Genomic DNA, 19,289 nt, shown 5'->3' with positions numbered 1-19,289 from the left:
CATATAACTGGTATTATCTCGACAGACAGATTAACGCGCAGTACCAATATGCTGTCATGCTGCAAATAACGGACGAGCGAGCAAAAGTAGACAGCCTCCTAGAGAGAGGGATGAGTTTCATGTGTGGTATTACCGGATGGATCGACTGGAATCGTGATCTGACACAAGACAGCGAGCACTTGGAACGAATGACAGAAACGTTGGCCCCTCGCGGTCCCGATGCCGCTGGAACTTGGATTTCAGCGCATTGCGCCCTTGGGCATCGCCGCTTATCGGTCATGGACCCCGAGAACGGCGCTCAACCAATGATTCGCCATGCCGGCGGACATACGTACGTCATCGTTTATAACGGCGAGTTGTATAACGCCCCGGAGCTGCGCGTCGAGCTGGAAGGCCGCGGGAGAAGCTTTACAACGAATTGCGACACTGAGGTGCTGCTTGTTTCCTATATGGAATGGGGCAAAGCGTGCATCGAGCGCTTTAACGGCATTTTTGCTTTTGCGATCTGGGATTCTGGCGAGCAGCATTTGTTCCTAGCCCGCGACCGGCTGGGCGTCAAACCGCTCTTCTTCAGTGAAGGCACAAGCGAAGGCAAATTCATGTTTGGCTCCGAGCCCAAATCCATTCTGGCACATACTGAGGTTCCGGCACAGGTGGGTGCGGCGGGATTAGCCGAAATTTTCATCGTAGGGCCGGCACGTACGCCTGGCCACGGTGTCTACAAGCATTTGCGCGAGCTTCGCCCTGGCCAATGCATGACGGTTACGCGCGATGGCAACGCTATTCACACTTACTGGAAGCTGGAGAGCCGCCCTCATGCGGACAGCATTGAAGAAACGGCCTCCCGCGTCAGCCAACTGCTCCAGGACACAGTTGAGCGCCAGCTAATCTCCGATGTACCGCTGTGCACCCTATTGTCCGGCGGCCTCGATTCGAGCGCCCTCACCGCGCTTGCAGTCAATTATTATAAAGGCACGGGGCAAGGCAATATCCATACATTCTCTGTCGATTATGTCGACAACGACAAAAACTTCAAAGCGCACGCGTTCCAGCCGAACGCAGATGCGCCTTGGATTAAACGGATGAGCGAGCATCTGGGCACGATTCACCACTCGATTCAATTCGATACGCCTGAGCTTGTCGATGCGCTTCGCGCTGCGACGCTTGCGCGCGACCTGCCGGGCATGGCGGATGTTGATGCGTCACTGCTGCTCTTTTGCCGCGAAATCAAGAAAGAAGCAACCGTTGCCTTGTCAGGCGAAGCAGCGGATGAAATATTCGGCGGCTACCCTTGGTTCCACCGGGAAGATGCGCTCAACGCCAACACGTTCCCTTGGTCGCTTGCAACCGGCATGCGCAGCGATCTGCTCAACCCCGAGGTCGCCGACTGGATCAAGCCGCAGCAATACCTAGCAGACCGATATGAAGATGCACTAGCTGAAGTGCCTCACCTCGATGGTGAGGATGCCGCTGCCCGCCGCATGCGCATTATGTCTTATTTGAACATTACCCGCTTTATGCCGACGCTGCTCGATCGGAAGGACCGGATGAGCATGGCGGTCGGGCTTGAGGTTCGCGTGCCTTATTGCGATCATCGCCTCGTCGATTATGTGTTCAATATTCCATGGGAAATCAAAACTTCTGGCAGCCGCGAGAAAGGCATTTTGCGAAAAGCGCTCGTCGGCGCACTTCCAGAAGATGTGTTGTGGCGCAAAAAAAGCCCGTATCCCAAAACGCATAATCCGAACTATCTCGAAGCCGTCCGCACGATGCTGCTGGAAGTGCTCGATGATTCCAGCTCGCCGCTGCTTCCGCTCATCAATGTCAAAAAAGTGCGTGAAATCGCCGACTCCGCCGATGCTAGCTCGAACATCCCGTGGTTCGGCCAGCTCATGAGCGGACCGCAGCTATTCGCATACTTATGGCAAACGGACTTATGGCTTCGCCAATATAAAGTGTCCATCGGATAATTGATCAGCATGCCAAAATAAGGCTGTCACGCCTCTCGCGATTGCAACATCGCAGGAGGCATGACAGCCTTTACTGTGATAAACTTTGTTATTGCTTCAACTGCGCAAGCAGCTTGCGAAGTGCAGCTCCGCGATGGCTAATCGCCTGCTTCTCTTCCGTCGACAGCTCAGCCATTGCACGGCCAAGCTCCGGCACCCAGAAGAGCGGATCATAGCCGAATCCGCCATTTCCTCGCGTCCCAGACAAAATGCGGCCTGCCACATCGCCTTCCGCATCCGTGAATGAGCCGTCTGCAGGATCATACAACGCTAATGCACATACAAACCGTGCGCCGCCGAACAAGGTGACGCCATGCGGTGCAACCGCTGGAATGTCCGCTGCAGCGCCTGCCAGCTTGGACAGCTCCCGAAGCAGCTTCGCATTGTTGTCCGCATCCGTCGCACCTTCGCCAGCATAACGCGCGGAATAAACGCCAGGAGCGCCCCCGAGCGCGTCGACGCATAGGCCCGAATCATCCGCCAACACAGGCAGCCCTAGTACATCGCCGATCGTCTTCGCTTTCTTCCTCGCATTCGCTTGGAACGTTTCGCCATCCTCCACGATGCCAGGCAGCCCGTCATAGTCTTTCAAGCTTTTCACTTCGACCCCAAGCTGGGCAAACGCATGGGCAAACTCTTTCACCTTGCCCGCGTTGCCTGTCGCAACGACAACAACTCCCCCGCTTGCGATCATCGGTTGCTCTCGCCGATGCGTGCGCCAGCTTGTCCCAGCACCTCACGCTGCTTGCCGATAAGCTCCGCGATGCCCGCTTCTGCCAAACCGAGCAATGCATCTAGCTCGCTGCGCGAGAATGGGGATTCTTCGCCCGTTCCCTGGACTTCGACGAATTGTCCCGCGCCTGTCATGACGACATTCATGTCGACTTTCGCCTTGGAATCCTCGTCATAATTCAGGTCAAGCACCGGGCTTCCGTTCACGACGCCAACACTAACTGAAGCTAGGTAGTCCGTAATCGGATAGCTCTTGAAAGCTGCTTTCTCTGCCAGCTTATCTACTGCAATTGCCAGTGCAATAAACGCGCCTGTAATTGAAGTTGTACGCGTGCCGCCATCCGCTTGAATGACATCGCAATCCAGCGTGATCGTGCGCTCGCCGAGCGCTTGCAGATCGACGGCCGAACGCAAAGCGCGGCCGATGAGCCGCTGGATTTCCATCGTGCGGCCGCCTAGCTTGCCTCTTGCTGCTTCGCGCTGGTTACGCGATTGTGTCGCACGCGGCAGCATCGAGTATTCCGCCGTAACCCAGCCTTTGCCCTGCCCTTTCATAAAAGGCGGCACGCGGTCTTCAACCGTCGCTGTAATAAGCACCTTCGTATCGCCGAACGAAATGGATACGGATCCTTCTGCATATTTATTGACGCCTGTCTCTATCGTTATTGGCCGCAATTGTGCAACCTCTCGCCCATCGATTCTCATGCTGGTCCTCCTTGAATTAGTGCCCACTGCCCATGGCGTAAATGATAACCTTCCCCATTTTACCAGACACCTGCAATAAAATCGACTCGCCGCCCAAAACAGCAAAAAGGCAACAAGGCCGCTTCACGCGCAGCCTTGCCGCCTTCTATTCCATGCAAGCGCCTGTCCGCGCTACGCGCAGGCAAGCATGCAACCTGTTAAGACTTCACTGCATTGACTGACGTTGGACGAGAGACAGGCTGGCTGTAGGAAACGTTATTCTCATCCGTGAAGTTCGATTTGCCGTTTAATTTAATCAACACTTTGGACGCGCCTGCGTTTTCCGTGACGGACAATACGATCGCCTGCAGCATATCAGCCGGCTCTTTCTGCCCTTCTTCATACGCGTCATCCTGCAGCTCAACCGTTATCGTATCATCCTTCGCCTGTACGCTCTTCACTTGCACGTCAGGCGTCATCAGGCCGATCAGGTTGCTCTGGTCTACAGGCCCAAGCACGAGCTGGTCAACCGAGGCCTTAACCAAATTGTCCGTCCGGCTTATCAAGCGCGTAACCGGCACATAGTAGGAATCGCCTTCCGGCGTCTCCGCAGCGAAGTAGAGCGTCACTGGAGACGACTGGCTGTAATCAACGCCTTCGGCTGCCTCCAAGTTGATGCCAACCGTGCGGTCTAGCGGCCGGTCCAGCGGATAAGCGCCTTCCGGCATCTCATCTAGCTTGGCCCCTTCTAAGCGTAGCTCCACGCCTTGCACATTCGGCATTCCCGTTAATGTCCACGCGATCGCTTCAACAATTTTACGCTCATCCGTTGCATTGTAATTGACGAACGATTGGTTAAAGTCTACGGTAGCAAGCTTCTTCTCCTTAGACTCCACATACGCATTGACCTTCGTTCCCTTAGGCAGCAATCCATGGAACCCCGCTGGCAATTGGTCTGCATAAGCGCCGCCGTCCACCATCATCTCAAGCGCCTTCTTGCCTAGCTGCTCTTTCTCCCCTAAGGTTGTCCGAAGCGTAACAGGCGCAAGATAGCCGTTATCGTCTAATAGATAGACCGTCATTTGCGACTCGCCCGTTTGCAGGTCAATTGCCGAACCAGTCTCTATTCCATTGCCGCCCTGCGGAATGGCACTGCTTGGAAGATTTTGCGTCTCAACTGGCGGCGGATCGATTTCTTTGGCCGTATTTTTCGAGAAAACCCCGCACCCTGCCGTCATCAATGGCAACGCGACTACCCCTGTCAATGCTGCACGCCGAATCCAACGATTTCGTTTCATCTTTCGATCGTTCCTCCCATCATCCAATCGCCGTCACCAGCGGGTTTGGTTCATTTGGTCGCTTTGTAGTACTATGTATACGAGCCCTCCCGCATTTTAGACCAGTTTTGTCCCATTAATTGATGAGAGAATAAGAGAAGCGATAAGGAGGCCTTTCGCCATGACCACACCGAAACCGTATAGCTTGAACAGCCGTGCGGTCGCAGAAGCGACCATGCAGTGGCTTGCCCGCCGGGGCGTGACTATCCTTCAAATTGCCGAACTAGCCCATGGATTGCAGAAGAGCTATTATCCCGATCTAACGGTGGAAGAATGTATCGTTCATGTGGAGTCCGTGCTCGCCAAGCGCGAGGTGCAAAATGCAGTGCTCACGGGCATACAGCTCGATATGCTCGCCGAAGAGAAGAAGCTGCTGCCGCCGCTGCAGGATATGATTATGAATGACGAGCCGCTTTATGGGTGTGATGAAGTGTTGGCCTTATCCATCGTCAACGTTTATGGCAGCATCGGGTTTACGAACTTTGGATATATTGATAAGCTCAAACCGGGCATTTTGAAACAATTAAATGAAAAGAACGGCCGGGATTGCCATACGTTCCTCGACGATATCGTCGGTGCAATCGCTGCAGCTGCTGCAAGCCGCATCGCGCATCGCAAGCACGCTGAGCTGGAGCAGCAGCAATAACAGCGCACGCTGTACCAGGCTCAGCCTCTATGAATGGCCGTCCACTAATCCATCTTGAATGGTTTAATGGACGGCCTCTTCTTTTGCCCTCAAATCGCCACGCCGTATATCTCCAATAATTTCCGATCATCCTATAACGGAGGTGATCGCGTGATTCGACAGACATCCCAAGCCAGCACATTTGTTGAGCAGACCGGTCCGCCACAGCCGATCGAACGCTCGTTGTCGGCCGCTCTTCATCAGCTTCAGCAATTATTCGGCGAAAACGGCGACATGGCCTACCGTTCCTTGCAGTGTGAAGACGGCACGCCGGGCTCGTTTATTTATAATATGACGATGTCGCATGCCGAAACCATCGATCAGGTATGTGGCATCGACGGTTGGCTGCATCAAACCCACTCGCCCGCTCTCCTTATCGGCCGCATTCAAAGCGGCGAATGGACGAATCAGTCCATTCACACAACAAACGACTGGCAAGCGGTCCTCGATGCGATCGTCATGGGCGACGCCGTCATACTCTTCGATGGGGTTGAGAGGGCCGTCATATGCGAGACTCGCCAGCTGGAATGGAGAAGCATAACGGAGCCAACCACGCAAGTCGTCGTACGCGGCCCTAAGGATAGCTTCACCGAATCGTTTGCAACGAATATTTCGCTCATCCGCAGGCGCATTCAACAACCTGGGCTTATGCTTGAAACCTGCCGGATTGGATCGGTCACGCGGACACAGGTCGGCATCATGTTCGTGAATGGAAAAGCCGATGAAGAACTGCTCAAAACCGTCCGTACACGGCTGCAATCGCTCCAAACCGATGGCATTCTCGATTCCGGTTCTTTAGAGCGCCTTATTCAAGAAAAACGTTTCACACCGTTTCCTACCATCTATAACACCGAACGGCCTGACAGCGTTGTGTCGCTCCTTCTAAGCGGGCGTGTCGCGATCATCGTTGATGGCACGCCGTTCGTGCTTGTCGTTCCAGTAACGTTCTACCAGTTTTTCCGGGCAGCGGAGGATGCATATGAGCGGGCCGATATCGGCATTTTGCTTACTGTATTGCGGTATATTGCGTATATTATTTCGCTGCTTGGCCCGTCGCTGTATATCGCGGCAATTACGTTTCATCAAGAAATGATTCCAACCCCTCTGCTAATCAGCTTGGTCGCGCAGCGGGAGGGCGTGCCCTTCCCAGCTTTCGCGGAGGCTATGCTTATGGAGGTCAGTTTTGAGTTAATGCGCGAGGCTGGCATTCGAATGCCGCGTGCCGTCGGGCAAGCCGTCTCCATCGTAGGCGCGCTTATCCTCGGCCAATCTGCCGTCCAAGCGGGCATTGTCTCGGCTGCCATGGTCATTGTCGTCGCTGCGACTGGCATTGCCAGCTTTACATCGCCGGCGTTCAATATTGCGATTTCTGCCCGCATCTTGCGTTTTACGCTCATGGTGCTTGCCGGAACCTTCGGCTTGTTCGGCGTATTGATCGGGCTCATCATTCTGGTCGCACATCTGTGCAGCCTTCGTTCATTCGGCACGCCTTATATGGCGCTCAATCATAAGAAGGGGCTGCCCCCATCATGAGGCTGAAGCGCCGGATCCTCCTTCTGCTCGCGCTTATTCTGCTTATCCCGACAGTTGGCTGCTGGAATAGCCGAGAGCCCAAAAATTTGGCCATCGTCATGGCGTTAGGCATCGATAAAGGAACAGCAAAGGAGCCTTATCGAGTATCCTTCCAAGTCGCCAATTCCGGCGTAGTCGCCTCCGGCTCGAATAACACATCGGAAGCTTCGCCGATTACGATGTTTACAAGCACTGGGGTTTCCGTATTTGAAGCGATCCGCAAAACCGCACAGAAGGTGCCAAGACAGCTGTTTTTCGCCCATATCCGGCTCATCATCATCGGAGAAACGATGGCACGGTCTGGCATCTCTGAGCTGTTCGACTTCTTCGAGCGTTCGAGGGAAACAAGAATGACATCGCTCGTCCTCGTCAGCCGCGGCAGTTCAGCAGAATCGGTGCTTCAAACGTTAACGCCACTTGAGAAGCTTCCGGCCAACGCCTTCGTTGGCAAAATCAAATTTTCATCCAAACTATGGGGCGAAAATCTGACGACTGCCGCAAGCGATGTCGTCCGCATGCTCGTATCGAACAATCGGACGCTGCTTATTAGCGGCGTGAAACGATATGGGCCATCGGCAGAGGCTGAGCAAAAATCAAACGTACAAAAATCAAATAACTATTCGCTTATCGCCATGAGCAAAATCGGGGTATTTCGCGACGGCAAGCTTGTTCAATGGCTGGATGGCCCTGATGCACGAGGCACGCTATGGACGTTGGACAAAATCTCTAGCACCGTGATGAACATTGCTGCATCAACGAAAGGAAGCGAAGAGAAAGCTGTTACAATCGAGGTTATGCATTCCCACACGAAGGTCGTCCCGCATCTGGATGGCGGCAAGCCATCCTTCCGAATCAATATTACAGCCGAAGGCTCCGTATCCGAGCTTCGTGTGCCAATCGACTTATCGCAACCCGCTGCAGTTGGCCGGCTAGAGCAAAGCTGGTCCCAAGCGATTGAAGATGAGGTACGGCTTGCAGTCTCGCATGCACAACAAAATAAACTCGATTATTTGCAGTTCAACGAAACGTTTAAGCGCAAATATCCCAAAGCATGGAGGAAGCTGCAAACCGGCTGGGAGCTGCTGTTCGCAGACAGCCCTGTGCAAGTGACGGTGCGTACGTACATTCGCCACCAGGGAATGCGTAATCAATCATATTTGCAAAAAATGAACCAGAACGCGAAGCAGCAGCAAAATGAGCAGGAATAACGGGGGAGCATCGGTGGAACAAGTCCGAATTAGCCGGCTGCATTTCTTTATGTTGATCGGCATGTATCTATTAGGCGGTACCATTGCGCTTGGCACTGGCGTAGGAGCGGGGAAAGATGTGTGGCTGGCGATTTTGCTCGGGCTGGTGCCCGGGCTTCTTCTATATGCCATCTATGCAAAGCTCTATTTCTTATATCCGGATAAGCCTTTGACCAGCTATTTGCCGCTTGTGCTCGGCAACCCGATCGGCAAAACGGTTGCTTTTCTATATAGCGTCCATTTCATCTATCAAGCGACCCGCAACATACGAGGTTGCGGCAATCTGCTCGTTATTTCCGTCTATGACCAGACGCCGCTCTTCGCGATGCTCACGCTAATGGCGTTAGCCTTAATCTATCTCCTGTACTACGGGATCGAAACGATTAGCCGTTCGTGCACGATATTCCTCTCAGGCATCGTCGGGCTCGGCTTTATGGCTTCGATTTTCTTGCTCGCGTCTGGCGTCGTCGACATGAACCGCCTACTTCCGGTTATGGAAAACGGCTGGAAGCCTGTGTTAAGCTCGGTTCCCAGCACCTTCTTCCTTCCCTTCGAGGAAATGATCGTCATTACAATGCTGTTCCCATACGTCGCGCCAAAAGGCCGCAAATCTGTCCTCACAGGCATGTGGACGATGGTCACGACCGGGTTTGTGCTTGCCTATACGATGGCCTTGAATGTCGCCGTGCTCGGAAGCGACTTGTTTATGCGATCCGTGTTTCCGCTTCTGTCGACGACTTCGCAAATTAATATCGGCGATTTCATTCAAAAGGTCGACGCCATCGCCATCTCAACCTTAATGCTTAGTTACTTCTTCAAAGGCGTGATTTATGCGTATATTGCAGCGATGGCAATTGCGGACTTATGGCAGGTGCAGATCAAGCAGCTTGCCCTGCCGGTAGGCTTTATAGTCCTGTTTAGCTGCATGATGCTCGCGGGCAGCTACTCTGAAAACTATGTCGAAGGTTTTCTTCTTAACCCTTACGTCATTTTCCCGTTCGATTGCATCATTCCTGCCATTGTGCTCGCCGTCGCCCTCATTCGGCGCCGGCTTGCGGGCGCTTCATCCGCTTGATTCCAAACCCATTGCACAAATAACAAAGAAGCGCGAAGCACCAGCCCGCGCCTATGAACTTCTCAAGCGGCAGCATCGTCATCGATTGGCTTGCCATCTTGTTGAACGATTGGCTGAAGGTCAGCTTCATCGATAGATCCATCATCATCAAATAACCAACGATACACACGCTGTAGATTGCTGTAATTAGCATCAATTTGCCCTTCATCGAACCACTCCTGAGCCGGAGCTGCATCCCAATGCTCCAGCTCCTTATCTAATGGCTTTAATATGCAACGTTGCCATCCTGCCTATCCGCTCGGGAATAAAACAGCTTCCCATCCCGCTCCACTTGTGCAATCCGCCCGCGTTTCACCAGATAGGCCAAATGCGCTAACGTTTCTGCCATCGCAAAGCGGAGATTATGCTTGTTCTCACGATGGCGTGTCCCAAATAACAGCTCGCAGAGCTCAAATCCGGTTGCAGGTTGCCGATCTTGCTCATTGAGCAAATCAACAATCGAATCCAATCGCCGTTCATGATGCTCCTTTAGCTCGATACAACGCTCTGTAAATTTGGGAAACGGATTGCGGTGCCCAGGGAACGCCATCGATACGTCCAGCATGCTGAGCAACTCCAGGCTTTGCATAAATGCATCCAGCGGATCGTCAAGCTCATCAGGCACAAGGCTAACGTTGGGCGTAATGTCTGGCATCACTTGATCTCCACATAGAAGGGTACGGCTAACGGGGTCATAGAAAAGAATCTGGCCTAGAGCATGGCCCGGCGCATCAATCGTCGCCCATTCAATGCCGCCGAAGGTGAATGGATCCCCTGCCTTCATATAAGTAACGGATGGCTGAGGCGATACGCAGGGCAGGAAGCTTTCCAAATTGTCCGCGACGCCTTCCACTAACTCATCCGGCATCCCGTGAATATCGAACAAAGCAACCAGCTTGTCCCCAAGCTCCCTATGCTCTCCCCACATGCGTACCGCATAGCTATGGGAAGCTTCCGTCATCCAGACCGGTGCGCCAGACCGCTCTTGAAACAGCCCTGCAAGCCCGTAATGGTCGGGATGCTGATGCGTTACAACAATCCGCTTAATGTCAGTAAATGCAATGCCCTCTTGCTCGAAAGCTGACTCCCAAGCAGCTACAGCTTCCGGCGTATGCAATCCTGGATCAACGACAGTATAGCCGCCCGCCGGCTCCGGCAGCACGTAGCTATTCACATAACGAAGAGAGAATGGAAGCGGCACTTTCACCTGCAGCCATCCTTCGTTCCAAGCCTTTACTTGTACAGGCTTATCATTAGCCATTATTGTGCCACCGTCCCGCACATGATGAGGCGCATCGACTGCTCGGCATCGTACGGGCTGCCATCGTATTGTCCAGCTACCCGCTCGAGCCGCAGGCCAGCCTGGGCCAGCGCTTGCTCGAACCATTCGCGGCCAAATAACATTACACGTTCCTCGTAATGGCGCTCCTCTGGCGTGCCTGCTTGAATCGTAATCGTCTTGCACACAGCGCCAGCCTCGATCCGCCGCTCCTCACGAATCGTCCATCCCGTCTCCTCATCCATCCGCTCAGACAAAGGGACAAGCGTTCGGGCAACATGCGTCGCGTTCAAAAAATCAATGACGAAACGGCCGCCTGGGCGTATCACCCTCCGCAGCTCGCGCAACACTTGCATATTCTCGTCTTCTTCCTCGAAATAGCCGAAGGACGTAAACAGATTGACCGTCGCATCAAAAGATCCGTCCGCGAATGGCAGCTTGCGCATATCCCCTTGGAACCAGCGTACGCGTTGCTCTTCGTCATGCCTTCTTGCTTCCGCCAGTAGCGGCTCTGACAAGTCCATCCCGCTTACTTTATAGCCAAGCTCCTCCAGCGCTAACGCATGCCTTCCCATTCCACAGCCAACATCCAGCAGCTCCGTGCCAGCCGGAAGCCCCATCCAGTGGCATAACTGCCGAATTTCCCGATTCGCCTGCTCCCAATTCCGATGCTTATAAACAACCATATAGTCGGTTCCAAAACTCCGTTCAAACCATTCTCCCATGTTCACAGCTCCTATTATGCCGGCTGTATGCCGATCCTTTTCTACGTTTTATTGTACTGCAACAATAGCTGCTGCGGCAAAACCGAATCCGCTTTTTCCGTTAATCGCTTAAGGAGGACATATTTTCCGGAAGAAGGTGCACACTATGGGATAATTACTTGAAATTGGCAAGGGGAGGAACGGGCATGCTTCAGCGTATCACTGCAATTTTTGCCGAGGCTAAAGACTTAAATACGCATCGGATTCAAAATACAAAGTTCGTTCTGGAAGTGGCCTACATCGGCTCCCTGGTGGATGAAAGTAAGGTGAGCGACTTCATTCTCGTTCCATTCACGGAGGAGCATCAGTCGTTCAAAGATATTCTTGCAACTAATCCCTCGTTCAAAATCGTAGAAGATCCTGCGCGATGGGCTGATACCTTGCTCCGAGGGTTCGTTTTGCTCCAAATCGATTCCATCGTCTATGCCCTCGATGCTGCGCGCGTCATTCGCAACCAATCTCCTATCTCTGAGGTAGAGAGCACGGTGCAAGGCCCGCAAATGGCGCTAAGTGAAGATTTGATCGATTCAATCAACTTGATCCGCACCCGTTACCCTTCGCCAGAGCTCAAAATCGAAGAGGGCACCGTTGGCTCGCTTTCGCAGACGCGGCTGCTGCTGCTCTATGACCAACAACGGGTAGACCCGACAGTATTAGCGAATGTGCGAAAAAAACTCATGGGCGTATCTACGGAAATCGTTAACGCGGTCGGCGAGCTAGAGAAGCTGCTTGGATTGCCAAGGCGCACTTTATTCCCGACTATGCTCATTACAGAACGCCCGGATCGCGTATCCCGCGCGCTCGGGCAAGGCAAAATGGTGCTGCTCATGCACGGCAACATGTTTGCGCTCGTGCTGCCGGCTACGTTTTTTGATTTCATGCATGCGATGGATGATCGCTACGAGTCCTTCTGGATGACACGCACGTTGATTTTGCTGCGATACTTAGCCATAATTTTGACGATCACACTGCCTGCGCTCTATATTTCGGTCATTTCCTATAACCCGGAGCTATTTCGCGTCCAGCTCGCCTTCTCGATAGCAGGGAGCCGCTCTGCGGTGCCCTATCCGTCGTTTATCGAGGTGTTTCTCATGCTCTTCCTTATTGAGGCCCTGATCGAAGCGAGTGCGAGGCTCCCTCGGTATATCGGTTCTACCGCAACGACTGTCGGCGGCCTCATCCTCGGGCAAGCTGCCCAGCAGGCTGGCCTAGTCAGCAGCATCATGATTATCGTGACGTCTGTCGTTGCGATCTCAAACTTTGTTGTGCCGGTTTCCTCGATGTCGTATGCGATCCGATTTTTGAAATATCCGTTGATCATCATATCGATTTTCTTCGGTGTGACAGGCGTCGCGCTAGGCTTATTCGCCTATATCGTCTATCTGTCGCAGCTTCGCAGCTTCGGCAAGCCGTACTTCCGTTTTATCGGAGGCATCAAGCACGCCAAGGGAGATATTGGGCAGGTGAATGCAAAATGAACCGGTATGTCATTTACAACTTTGTGCTAATTAGCCTGTTGAATCTGATGCTGTTCGTTCCCAACATACTGTTTCAATACCGGTACAAGGGGGCTGTCGCTTCCTTAATTGCTGCTGCGATCATTGGAACAACCGCCGCTCTCTTGTATATCCATGCGATATCAAAGTTTCCGAGCAAAGGCGTTCCCGAGATTTTATTCGAACGGCATCCACGTTGGATCGTCGTCCCTGTTCTAATCAGCTTCGCCTTCATGTGGTTCACCGCTTCAAGCATCGCATTGGCAAGCTACGCCCTGCTCATTAACCGGTTTTTCAACCCAGATGCGAATACGCTTGTGATTTTATCAATAATGGCTGTTATCTGTGTCTACGCCGCAACGCGATCCACCCTAAGCATGATGTTTAATATGGAGATCATTCTGCTCGTGAATACCCCGCTCATCCTGTTGCTGTTAATTAAAGCGAGCCGAAGCAAACAGCTGTATTGGGACGAGATTCGAACAGCGAGCAATTATTTCCACATTATGCCCAAATTAGCTCCATTAGCTGCGGCAACGTTTATCTTCACCGGTTATATTAACCTATCGATCTATAACCGTGCGTTTCCGCCGAACTTTACCTTCCGTCTCAAGTGGCTGATCCCTACGATGGGCATCGCAGTGCTCGCCGTATCCTATTTCGTTCCGATCGGGCTCCATGGCACAGATGGCGTTGGCTCTTACTTGTATGTATGGACCGCTACTGCCGATTCTCTCGTTATGGAGTATGGTTTTATCGAGCGCGTTTTGTTCGTGTTCCTTATTCTGTATTTGAACCTGACGCTCGTCTATACAGCATCCGGTTGGCATCAAGCAATGGAACTGGTCAAAAGCTGCTTTCCCCGCTACAAGCTGGCCATTGACGAGCATCCTGTCCCGATGCGAAATTACGTGATCTGTTCCGTATTTGCTGCGCTCACGATCTTGTCGTTGTATTTGTTTAATGAAAAGGAATATTCCAAACTCACCGAAAAGTGGCTCATCTTGCGCATGTTCGTGGAGTACGGGCTCGTTATATGGATATTTCTGCTAAGCCTCACGAGGAGGAAGGCAACATGATCCGAATCCGCATTATTGCTTTAGCCGTATGCTTTATGCTGACCATGCTCGTTTTGCCAGGTTGCGGCTTTAAGGATATCGATAAACGATTCTTTGTCGTTTCTGCCGGAATCGACCGTACCGACAATCCGAATAAGCCCTATCGGGTTACGCTGCGGCTTGCCATCCCTTCACCGAAGACAGAGCCAGGAGCGTCGAAGTCGCAAATCGAAACGATCGAGACCGAAACGATTGCTGAAGGGATCCGGCTGTTGAAAGCGCATGTCGACAAGGAACTGGATTTTGGCCATTGTAAAGTGTTCGTACTAGGCGAATCCCTCGTGCGTTCGGATTATGCGGAAGCGCTCACCTGGATGATGCGGCGCCGAGACGTTCAAAGCGTTGCGGACGTTGCCATTGGCCGCCCGTCCGCGCATGATGTGCTATACGCTGAGCCGCCATCAGAACGATATCCCGGCAATACATTATTTCTCTCGTTTGGCACGCAGGGAACAGATTCCCCTTTTACAGTCCAGCAATTTATTTTTGATTTCGAACGAAGGTACATGGAGAGAGGCTTGGACCCGATATTGCCAATCATCAAGCGCGCCCAGATGACCTACATGATCAGCAAAGTTGCTTTTCTTGATAAAAAGCAGGTTAAACTAACGTTAACAAGTGAAGAGTCACAGCAGTTTAATCAACTAAGCTTCCGATTTATTAAATCCTCACTGCAAGCCGACTATAAAGGAAAGAAAATCGTTGCGGTCGTATCTAGCATAAACCGCCACTATCGGATCGTGGAGAGGAATGGGCAAGCGACGATCAAGATGAAGGTGCGTATCAAATGCGTATTGGAGCAAGCGCCACGTGATCTATACAACGTCAGCTGGTCGCCAATCGAGAAAACGCTTGGCGACCAATATTCAGCCAAGGCAGAGGCATTGTTCATCAAGATTCGAGATGCCCAAGTCGATCCTTACGGCTTCGGATTACGTTATCGCGCTACCCATATTGGCTCGGATGCAACATGGAACCGTTGGATGAAGCTTTATCCTGAAGCTAAATTCGAGGTAACGACAAACGTCCATTTAGACGGAACGGGTCTGATCAAGTAGAAGGTGAACCTCCTGCTCGATCGCCCCGTTTGTTTGTTTTAGAAAGAAAAGGATCTGGATCGTTTCCGTTTGGTTATCGTTCCATATGATCTTCCGGTTGTGCAGCTTTCACGCTAAGCCCACCGTCCACCATCAACAGATGGCCGTTGATCTGCATGGCTTCTTCCGAGGCCAGAAACACGACAGCATCGCCGATCTGGCGAGCCGTGCCGATTCGCTTCATCGGATTCGCCTGCTCCTCGCGCTCGCGCATGCCAGGAGCCCCTAGAAAATCGGTGCACATATCAGTGTCTACGGTGCTCGGCCCAACGGCATTAACATTAATGTTATATTGGCCGAGCTCAATTGCCATGCCTTTCGTTAACATATGGGCGCCCGCTTTGGACGATTGATAATGGGGAATGGCCGGGCTTGTAACAACAAGGCTAGCTGTAGACAGCACGTTGACGATTTTGCCGCTGCGCCGCTCGATCATCCCACGGGCAGCACGCTGTGAGCAGAGGAAGACCGATTTCAGATTCGTATTCATCGTACGGTCCCATGTTTCCTCCGTCACGCTCATGAACGGCTCGAATGGCGCTACACCAGCATTGTTGACGAGAATATCGACATCTCCCAGCTCCTGCTCCACCTTCTCGAAGATTGCCTCTACATCGGCCTTCACCCCAACATCACCCCTAACTACAATCGCACGGCGGTCAAGCGCTGTAACCTGCTCTTTCACCGCATTCGCCAACGCTTCCGACCGTTCCGACGTATAATTAATCGCGATGTCTGCGCCTTCCTCCGCTAGGCGGAGAACGATTGCTGCCCCGATGCCTCGGCTGCCGCCAGTGACAAGCGCAACTTTATTCTGTAGTCGATTCATGTGGCTAATTGCCCTCCCTGCCGGCTCGTTAGAGGCTCGGCCTTATTCGATTAAAGCTAAATTACTGTGATTAGAGTTATCGATAACTCCAACGTAACAAACGGGCAGGGTTGCTGTCAATCTTGAAATTGATTACGATGAAAGCACATGAACAGCAAGGAAGGCTGATCCGAATGGTTACCATTTATGACATAGCAAAACAAGCGGAAGTGTCAGCAATGACCGTCTCCCGCGTTATTAACAATACAGGAAGAATAAGCGAAAAAACGAGGGAAAAAGTTCGTAAAGTAATGGAGGAATTAAACTATGTGCCCAATGCGATGGCGCGTGGGCTCGTCTTGCAAAAAACGGGCATTCTATCGCTGCTCGTGACAGATATTACGAACCCGTTCTACACGACCGTGGCGCGTGGCGCAGAGGATGCGGCCCGCTCACTTGGCTACAAGCTGCTGCTAGGCAACAGTGATGAGGATGGAGAAAAAGAAAAAGAGTATATCGACATGATTCTGTCGACACGTGTAGATGGCATTCTAATTACGCCAGCAGGCGACAGCTCGAAGGATCGCCTTGAAGCCATCGTTCGCCACGGCACGCCGTTCGTTACGATCGACCGCGACGTGCCCGGCATCGCTTGTGACCATGTCATCGGCGACAGTGTTGGCGGGGCACGCAAGCTGATCGATTACCTGGCCAGCCTTGGCCATCGCATCATTGCGCTCGTAGGCGGTTCGTTCGACGTATCCACAGCACGGGACCGGCATGAAGGATATCGGGAAGCGCTCGCTGCCAACGGCCTTCCTTATGACGAACGGCTCGTCCTGCAAGCGAATTATCGCATGCAAGACATGGAGGACGCCGCCGAACAGTTGCTCTTAGCAGCGCCTATGCCAACGGCTATCCTCGCAGGCAACAACATGCTTGCTTTAGGGCTGCTCCAAGCCTTTCGCCGCCGGGGCATCGACGTGCCAGGCCACCTGTCCATCGTTACCTTTGACGATTTTGGGCATCGGGACCTCATCGATCCGTTATTCACGACGGCGGTGCAGCCTGCCTATCAGTTCGGGATGATCGGCATTCAAATGCTTGTAGGCCGCATCGAAGGAAAGTACGGCTCGCTGCCGCAGACCAGCATGCTGCCCAATTCACTCGTTATTGGCAGCTCGACCAGCGTGCCACGGCAAGAAGGCTCCCGTTAATTGCCCATCTTAAGCAACGCAGCGATCTCCTCTGCTGTAGGAATCGAGGATTGCGCGCCACGCCTCGTTACCGCTATTGCCGAAGCCGCTGTCGCGAATCGCAGCGCAGCCTCTGGCGATGGTTCAACCATGGCTTGCGTGCCGCCGAACCGGATTGCAGCGTATGCGCCAATAAACGTATCGCCCGCTGCAGTCGTATCGACCGGCACCACTTTGCGGGCTGGCATTCGGCAGGCAATGCCATCTCGATCCTCATAATAAGAACCTTCCGCACCTAATGTAATGATAACCGCTTGAACGCCTCGGTTGATTAACGCAATGGCTGCTTCATGAAGACCTCGCTCTTGTTCCGCTGCTGGATCGATGCCTGTTATAGCGAAGGTTTCCGTTTCATTCAACACAATCGTATGAATTAACGGGTAAGCTTCCTCTGGCATTGTCCGGGCAGGAGCTGGATTATAAACAACAGCAACGCCGTGCGCATGTGCTTGCCGCATGATGGCTTCATTCGCAGCCCATGGGATTTCATTTTGCAGCAGCACGGCTCCTGCTTCATCCGCTATGCCCGAGAAAACAGCTAACGTCCTTGCCCCTACTTGGCCGTTCGCTCCTGCACAAAGAATGATTTGGTTTTCTCCGCTCTCATTCACTGTAATTAAAGCAAGCCCCGAAGTGCCTTCCATTACAGCTACGCCTTCAGCGCTGACGCCATGCTGCCGAAGCGATGCGAGCAGTTCCTGCCCAAAACCATCTTGCCCAACAGCCCCAAGCATCGACGTTGCTGCTCCAGCTAACGCAGCTGCAACGGCTTGATTCGCACCTTTTCCTCCTGGAATATAGCTTGCTTCCCCGCCTTGAATCGTCTCGCCTGGACGCGGAAACTGCGCCACTCGGCTGACGATATCCATGTTCATGCTGCCAGCAACGACAATCGTGCGTGCCGTCATCGAATGCCCCCTCCCATCGGTACAAGCCGATCGGTGCTACGCAGCGCTTGCAAATCGCTTGCCCCGATGCCAAACATAGCAGCCCGCAGCTCGAATTCAATCTGCTCGAATTGCTGATCAACTGCAGCAAGGCCTTCAAGCGCTACAGCATTGGGCAATAACGTTCTGCCGAAGCCAACGAGATCAGCGCCTAACGCAATTGCTTTGGCTGCCTCTACACCGTTGCGCAATCCGCCGCTTGCGACAATGTGCGCCGACGGCAGCTCGCGCCTTACATCAACAATGCAGTCCGCCGTTGGGATTCCCCAATCTGCGAATGCTTCAGCTGCAGCGCGCCGCATCGGATCGGCTGAACGAAACTTCTCAACCTGGCTCCACGATGTCCCGCCTGCTCCAGCCACATCGATAAATGCAACCCCTGCATCGATCAGCCTGCTTGCTGTCTTGCCATCGATTCCCCATCCGACCTCTTTCACGCCGACAGGAACCTCCAACTGCCCGCAAACCTCGCCGATCCGCCGAAGCAAATCGCTAAAGCCAATATCGCCTTCTGGCTGGAACAGCTCCTGCATGCCATTGAGGTGGAGAACGAGCGCATCTGCCTCCGCAAGCTCTACCGCCCGCCGGCATTGTGTTACGCCATAGCCAAGCCCGAGCTGGACAGCGCCTAAATTTGCAATGACCGGCACGTCCTTCGCCACATGGCGAATGCGAAACGACGAAGCGAGCGACTCCTCTTCAATTGCCGCCCGCATCGAACCAAGGCCGATTGCCCAGCCTCTTGCTTGCGCCGCTTCAGCTAGCCGCATGTTTATGGCAGATGCCTCATCCGTCCCACCCGTCATCGAGCTGACGAGCAACGGTGCACGCAATTTTTTGCCCACAAAAACCGTTTCCAACGATATAGAATCGAAGCCGAGCTCCGGCAATGCATTATGTACAAAACGATATCGCTCGAAGCCAGGCGTCACGCCGACGCTTCCAACTTCCTCTTGCAAGCAGATGCGGATATGCTCGCCTTTGCGTTTGGCGGTTAATGCCGCTTCCTCTCCCACGTTCCCCGATGAATGCGTCACCATTCATTCCCCCTCTATCTAGCCTTGCGTTCATCATAACGTAGCCTATGCCAGTGGGCAACAAGTCCCATTTGGCAGATGCGTGAACTTCATTTAACCGCCTTAAG

18 protein-coding genes are annotated in these 19,289 nt (G+C 53.0%); 9 read left to right on the top strand and 9 right to left on the bottom strand.

Annotated elements, in window-relative coordinates; translation table 11 throughout:
- The first annotated feature begins 119 nt into the window (after positions 1–119).
- Positions 120–1,970 carry an asparagine synthase (glutamine-hydrolyzing) gene (asnB, locus tag GON22_RS11365; protein WP_160396219.1) on the top strand — a complete coding sequence of 617 codons (1,851 nt, stop codon included), beginning with the start codon at positions 120–122 and terminating at the stop codon, positions 1,968–1,970.
- Between the two features lie 88 nt (positions 1,971–2,058).
- Here asnB and GON22_RS11360 read toward each other — a convergent pair whose 3' ends face one another.
- From GON22_RS11360 to GON22_RS11350, 3 genes are all read right to left on the bottom strand, one after another.
- The gene (locus GON22_RS11360) at positions 2,059–2,703 is read right to left on the bottom strand and encodes a non-canonical purine NTP pyrophosphatase (RefSeq protein ID WP_160396218.1); all 645 of its coding nucleotides are present in this window, start codon (positions 2,701–2,703) and stop codon (positions 2,059–2,061) included.
- Complete coding sequence (rph, locus tag GON22_RS11355) at positions 2,700–3,446, bottom strand: ribonuclease PH (protein WP_160396217.1); 747 nt, start codon at positions 3,444–3,446, stop codon at positions 2,700–2,702. Before rph ends, GON22_RS11360 begins: the two co-directional genes overlap by 4 nt.
- 197 nt (positions 3,447–3,643) lie before the next feature.
- On the bottom strand, positions 3,644–4,723 hold the full coding sequence (locus GON22_RS11350) for a GerMN domain-containing protein (RefSeq protein ID WP_160396216.1): 1,080 nt from the start codon (positions 4,721–4,723) through the stop codon (positions 3,644–3,646).
- A 160-nt stretch (positions 4,724–4,883) separates the two neighbouring features.
- Here GON22_RS11350 and GON22_RS11345 point away from each other — a divergent pair, with 160 nt between their 5' ends.
- The 4 genes from GON22_RS11345 to GON22_RS11330 all read left to right on the top strand — a co-directional run bounded on the left by GON22_RS11345 (position 4,884) and on the right by GON22_RS11330 (position 9,341).
- Entirely contained in the window at positions 4,884–5,408 is a 525-nt protein-coding gene (locus GON22_RS11345; RefSeq protein WP_160396215.1) for a phosphatidylglycerophosphatase A family protein, read from the top strand.
- 150 nt (positions 5,409–5,558) lie between these two features.
- Positions 5,559–6,980: a spore germination protein gene (locus GON22_RS11340; protein ID WP_160396214.1), complete on the top strand. Its 1,422-nt coding sequence runs from the start codon at positions 5,559–5,561 to the stop codon at positions 6,978–6,980.
- Positions 6,977–8,227 (top strand): Ger(x)C family spore germination protein, encoded by a 1,251-nt coding sequence (locus GON22_RS11335; protein WP_160396213.1) that lies wholly within the window; start codon positions 6,977–6,979, stop codon positions 8,225–8,227. Before GON22_RS11340 ends, GON22_RS11335 begins: the two co-directional genes overlap by 4 nt.
- A 13-nt stretch (positions 8,228–8,240) precedes the next feature.
- On the top strand, positions 8,241–9,341 hold the full coding sequence (locus GON22_RS11330) for a GerAB/ArcD/ProY family transporter (RefSeq protein ID WP_160396212.1): 1,101 nt from the start codon (positions 8,241–8,243) through the stop codon (positions 9,339–9,341).
- Here GON22_RS11330 and GON22_RS11325 read toward each other — a convergent pair.
- The 3 genes from GON22_RS11325 to GON22_RS11315 are packed head-to-tail and all read right to left on the bottom strand — an operon-like array spanning position 9,304 to position 11,384.
- Entirely contained in the window at positions 9,304–9,549 is a 246-nt protein-coding gene (locus GON22_RS11325; RefSeq protein WP_160396211.1) for a hypothetical protein, read from the bottom strand. The two genes, GON22_RS11330 and GON22_RS11325, sit on opposite strands and share 38 nt — an antisense overlap.
- Before the next feature lie 57 nt (positions 9,550–9,606).
- Positions 9,607–10,641, bottom strand: a complete 1,035-nt coding sequence (locus GON22_RS11320) for an MBL fold metallo-hydrolase (RefSeq protein ID WP_160396210.1) — start codon at positions 10,639–10,641, stop codon at positions 9,607–9,609.
- Positions 10,641–11,384 (bottom strand): class I SAM-dependent methyltransferase, encoded by a 744-nt coding sequence (locus GON22_RS11315; protein ID WP_160396209.1) that lies wholly within the window; start codon positions 11,382–11,384, stop codon positions 10,641–10,643. The genes GON22_RS11320 and GON22_RS11315 overlap by 1 nt, the downstream gene beginning before the upstream one ends.
- Positions 11,385–11,569: 185 nt before the next feature.
- On the opposite strand from GON22_RS11315, the gene GON22_RS11310 reads away from it, so the two are divergent.
- The 3 genes from GON22_RS11310 to GON22_RS11300 are packed head-to-tail and all read left to right on the top strand — an operon-like array spanning position 11,570 to position 15,095.
- Positions 11,570–12,901, top strand: coding sequence for a spore germination protein (locus GON22_RS11310; protein WP_160396208.1), 1,332 nt, complete (start codon positions 11,570–11,572; stop codon positions 12,899–12,901).
- The gene (locus tag GON22_RS11305; protein ID WP_160396207.1) at positions 12,898–13,998 is read left to right on the top strand and encodes a GerAB/ArcD/ProY family transporter; all 1,101 of its coding nucleotides are present in this window, start codon (positions 12,898–12,900) and stop codon (positions 13,996–13,998) included. The genes GON22_RS11310 and GON22_RS11305 overlap by 4 nt, the downstream gene beginning before the upstream one ends.
- Complete coding sequence (locus GON22_RS11300) at positions 13,995–15,095, top strand: Ger(x)C family spore germination protein (protein WP_160396206.1); 1,101 nt, start codon at positions 13,995–13,997, stop codon at positions 15,093–15,095. The genes GON22_RS11305 and GON22_RS11300 overlap by 4 nt, the downstream gene beginning before the upstream one ends.
- A 73-nt stretch (positions 15,096–15,168) precedes the next feature.
- On the opposite strand, the gene GON22_RS11295 is transcribed toward GON22_RS11300, so the two are convergent.
- Entirely contained in the window at positions 15,169–15,963 is a 795-nt protein-coding gene (locus tag GON22_RS11295; RefSeq protein WP_160396205.1) for an SDR family NAD(P)-dependent oxidoreductase, read from the bottom strand.
- Positions 15,964–16,136: 173 nt separating this feature from the next.
- On the opposite strand from GON22_RS11295, the gene GON22_RS11290 reads away from it, so the two are divergent.
- Entirely contained in the window at positions 16,137–17,159 is a 1,023-nt protein-coding gene (locus GON22_RS11290; RefSeq protein WP_160396307.1) for a LacI family DNA-binding transcriptional regulator, read from the top strand.
- Here GON22_RS11290 and rbsK read toward each other — a convergent pair.
- Together rbsK and fni are read right to left on the bottom strand one after the other, a co-directional pair.
- The gene (gene rbsK / locus GON22_RS11285) at positions 17,156–18,106 is read right to left on the bottom strand and encodes a ribokinase (RefSeq protein ID WP_160396204.1); all 951 of its coding nucleotides are present in this window, start codon (positions 18,104–18,106) and stop codon (positions 17,156–17,158) included. The two genes, GON22_RS11290 and rbsK, sit on opposite strands and share 4 nt — an antisense overlap.
- On the bottom strand, positions 18,103–19,185 hold the full coding sequence (gene fni, locus GON22_RS11280) for a type 2 isopentenyl-diphosphate Delta-isomerase (protein ID WP_160396203.1): 1,083 nt from the start codon (positions 19,183–19,185) through the stop codon (positions 18,103–18,105). The genes rbsK and fni overlap by 4 nt, the downstream gene beginning before the upstream one ends.
- Positions 19,186–19,289 lie beyond the last annotated feature (104 nt).

Origin of the sequence: Paenibacillus sp. MMS18-CY102, assembly GCF_009789195.1 — a bacterium.
In the GTDB taxonomy this organism is placed as follows: domain Bacteria; phylum Bacillota; class Bacilli; order Paenibacillales; family Paenibacillaceae; genus Paenibacillus_T.
The sequence above is the reverse complement of the archived record's forward strand: the minus strand, read 5'-3'. Positions and strand labels throughout refer to the sequence as shown.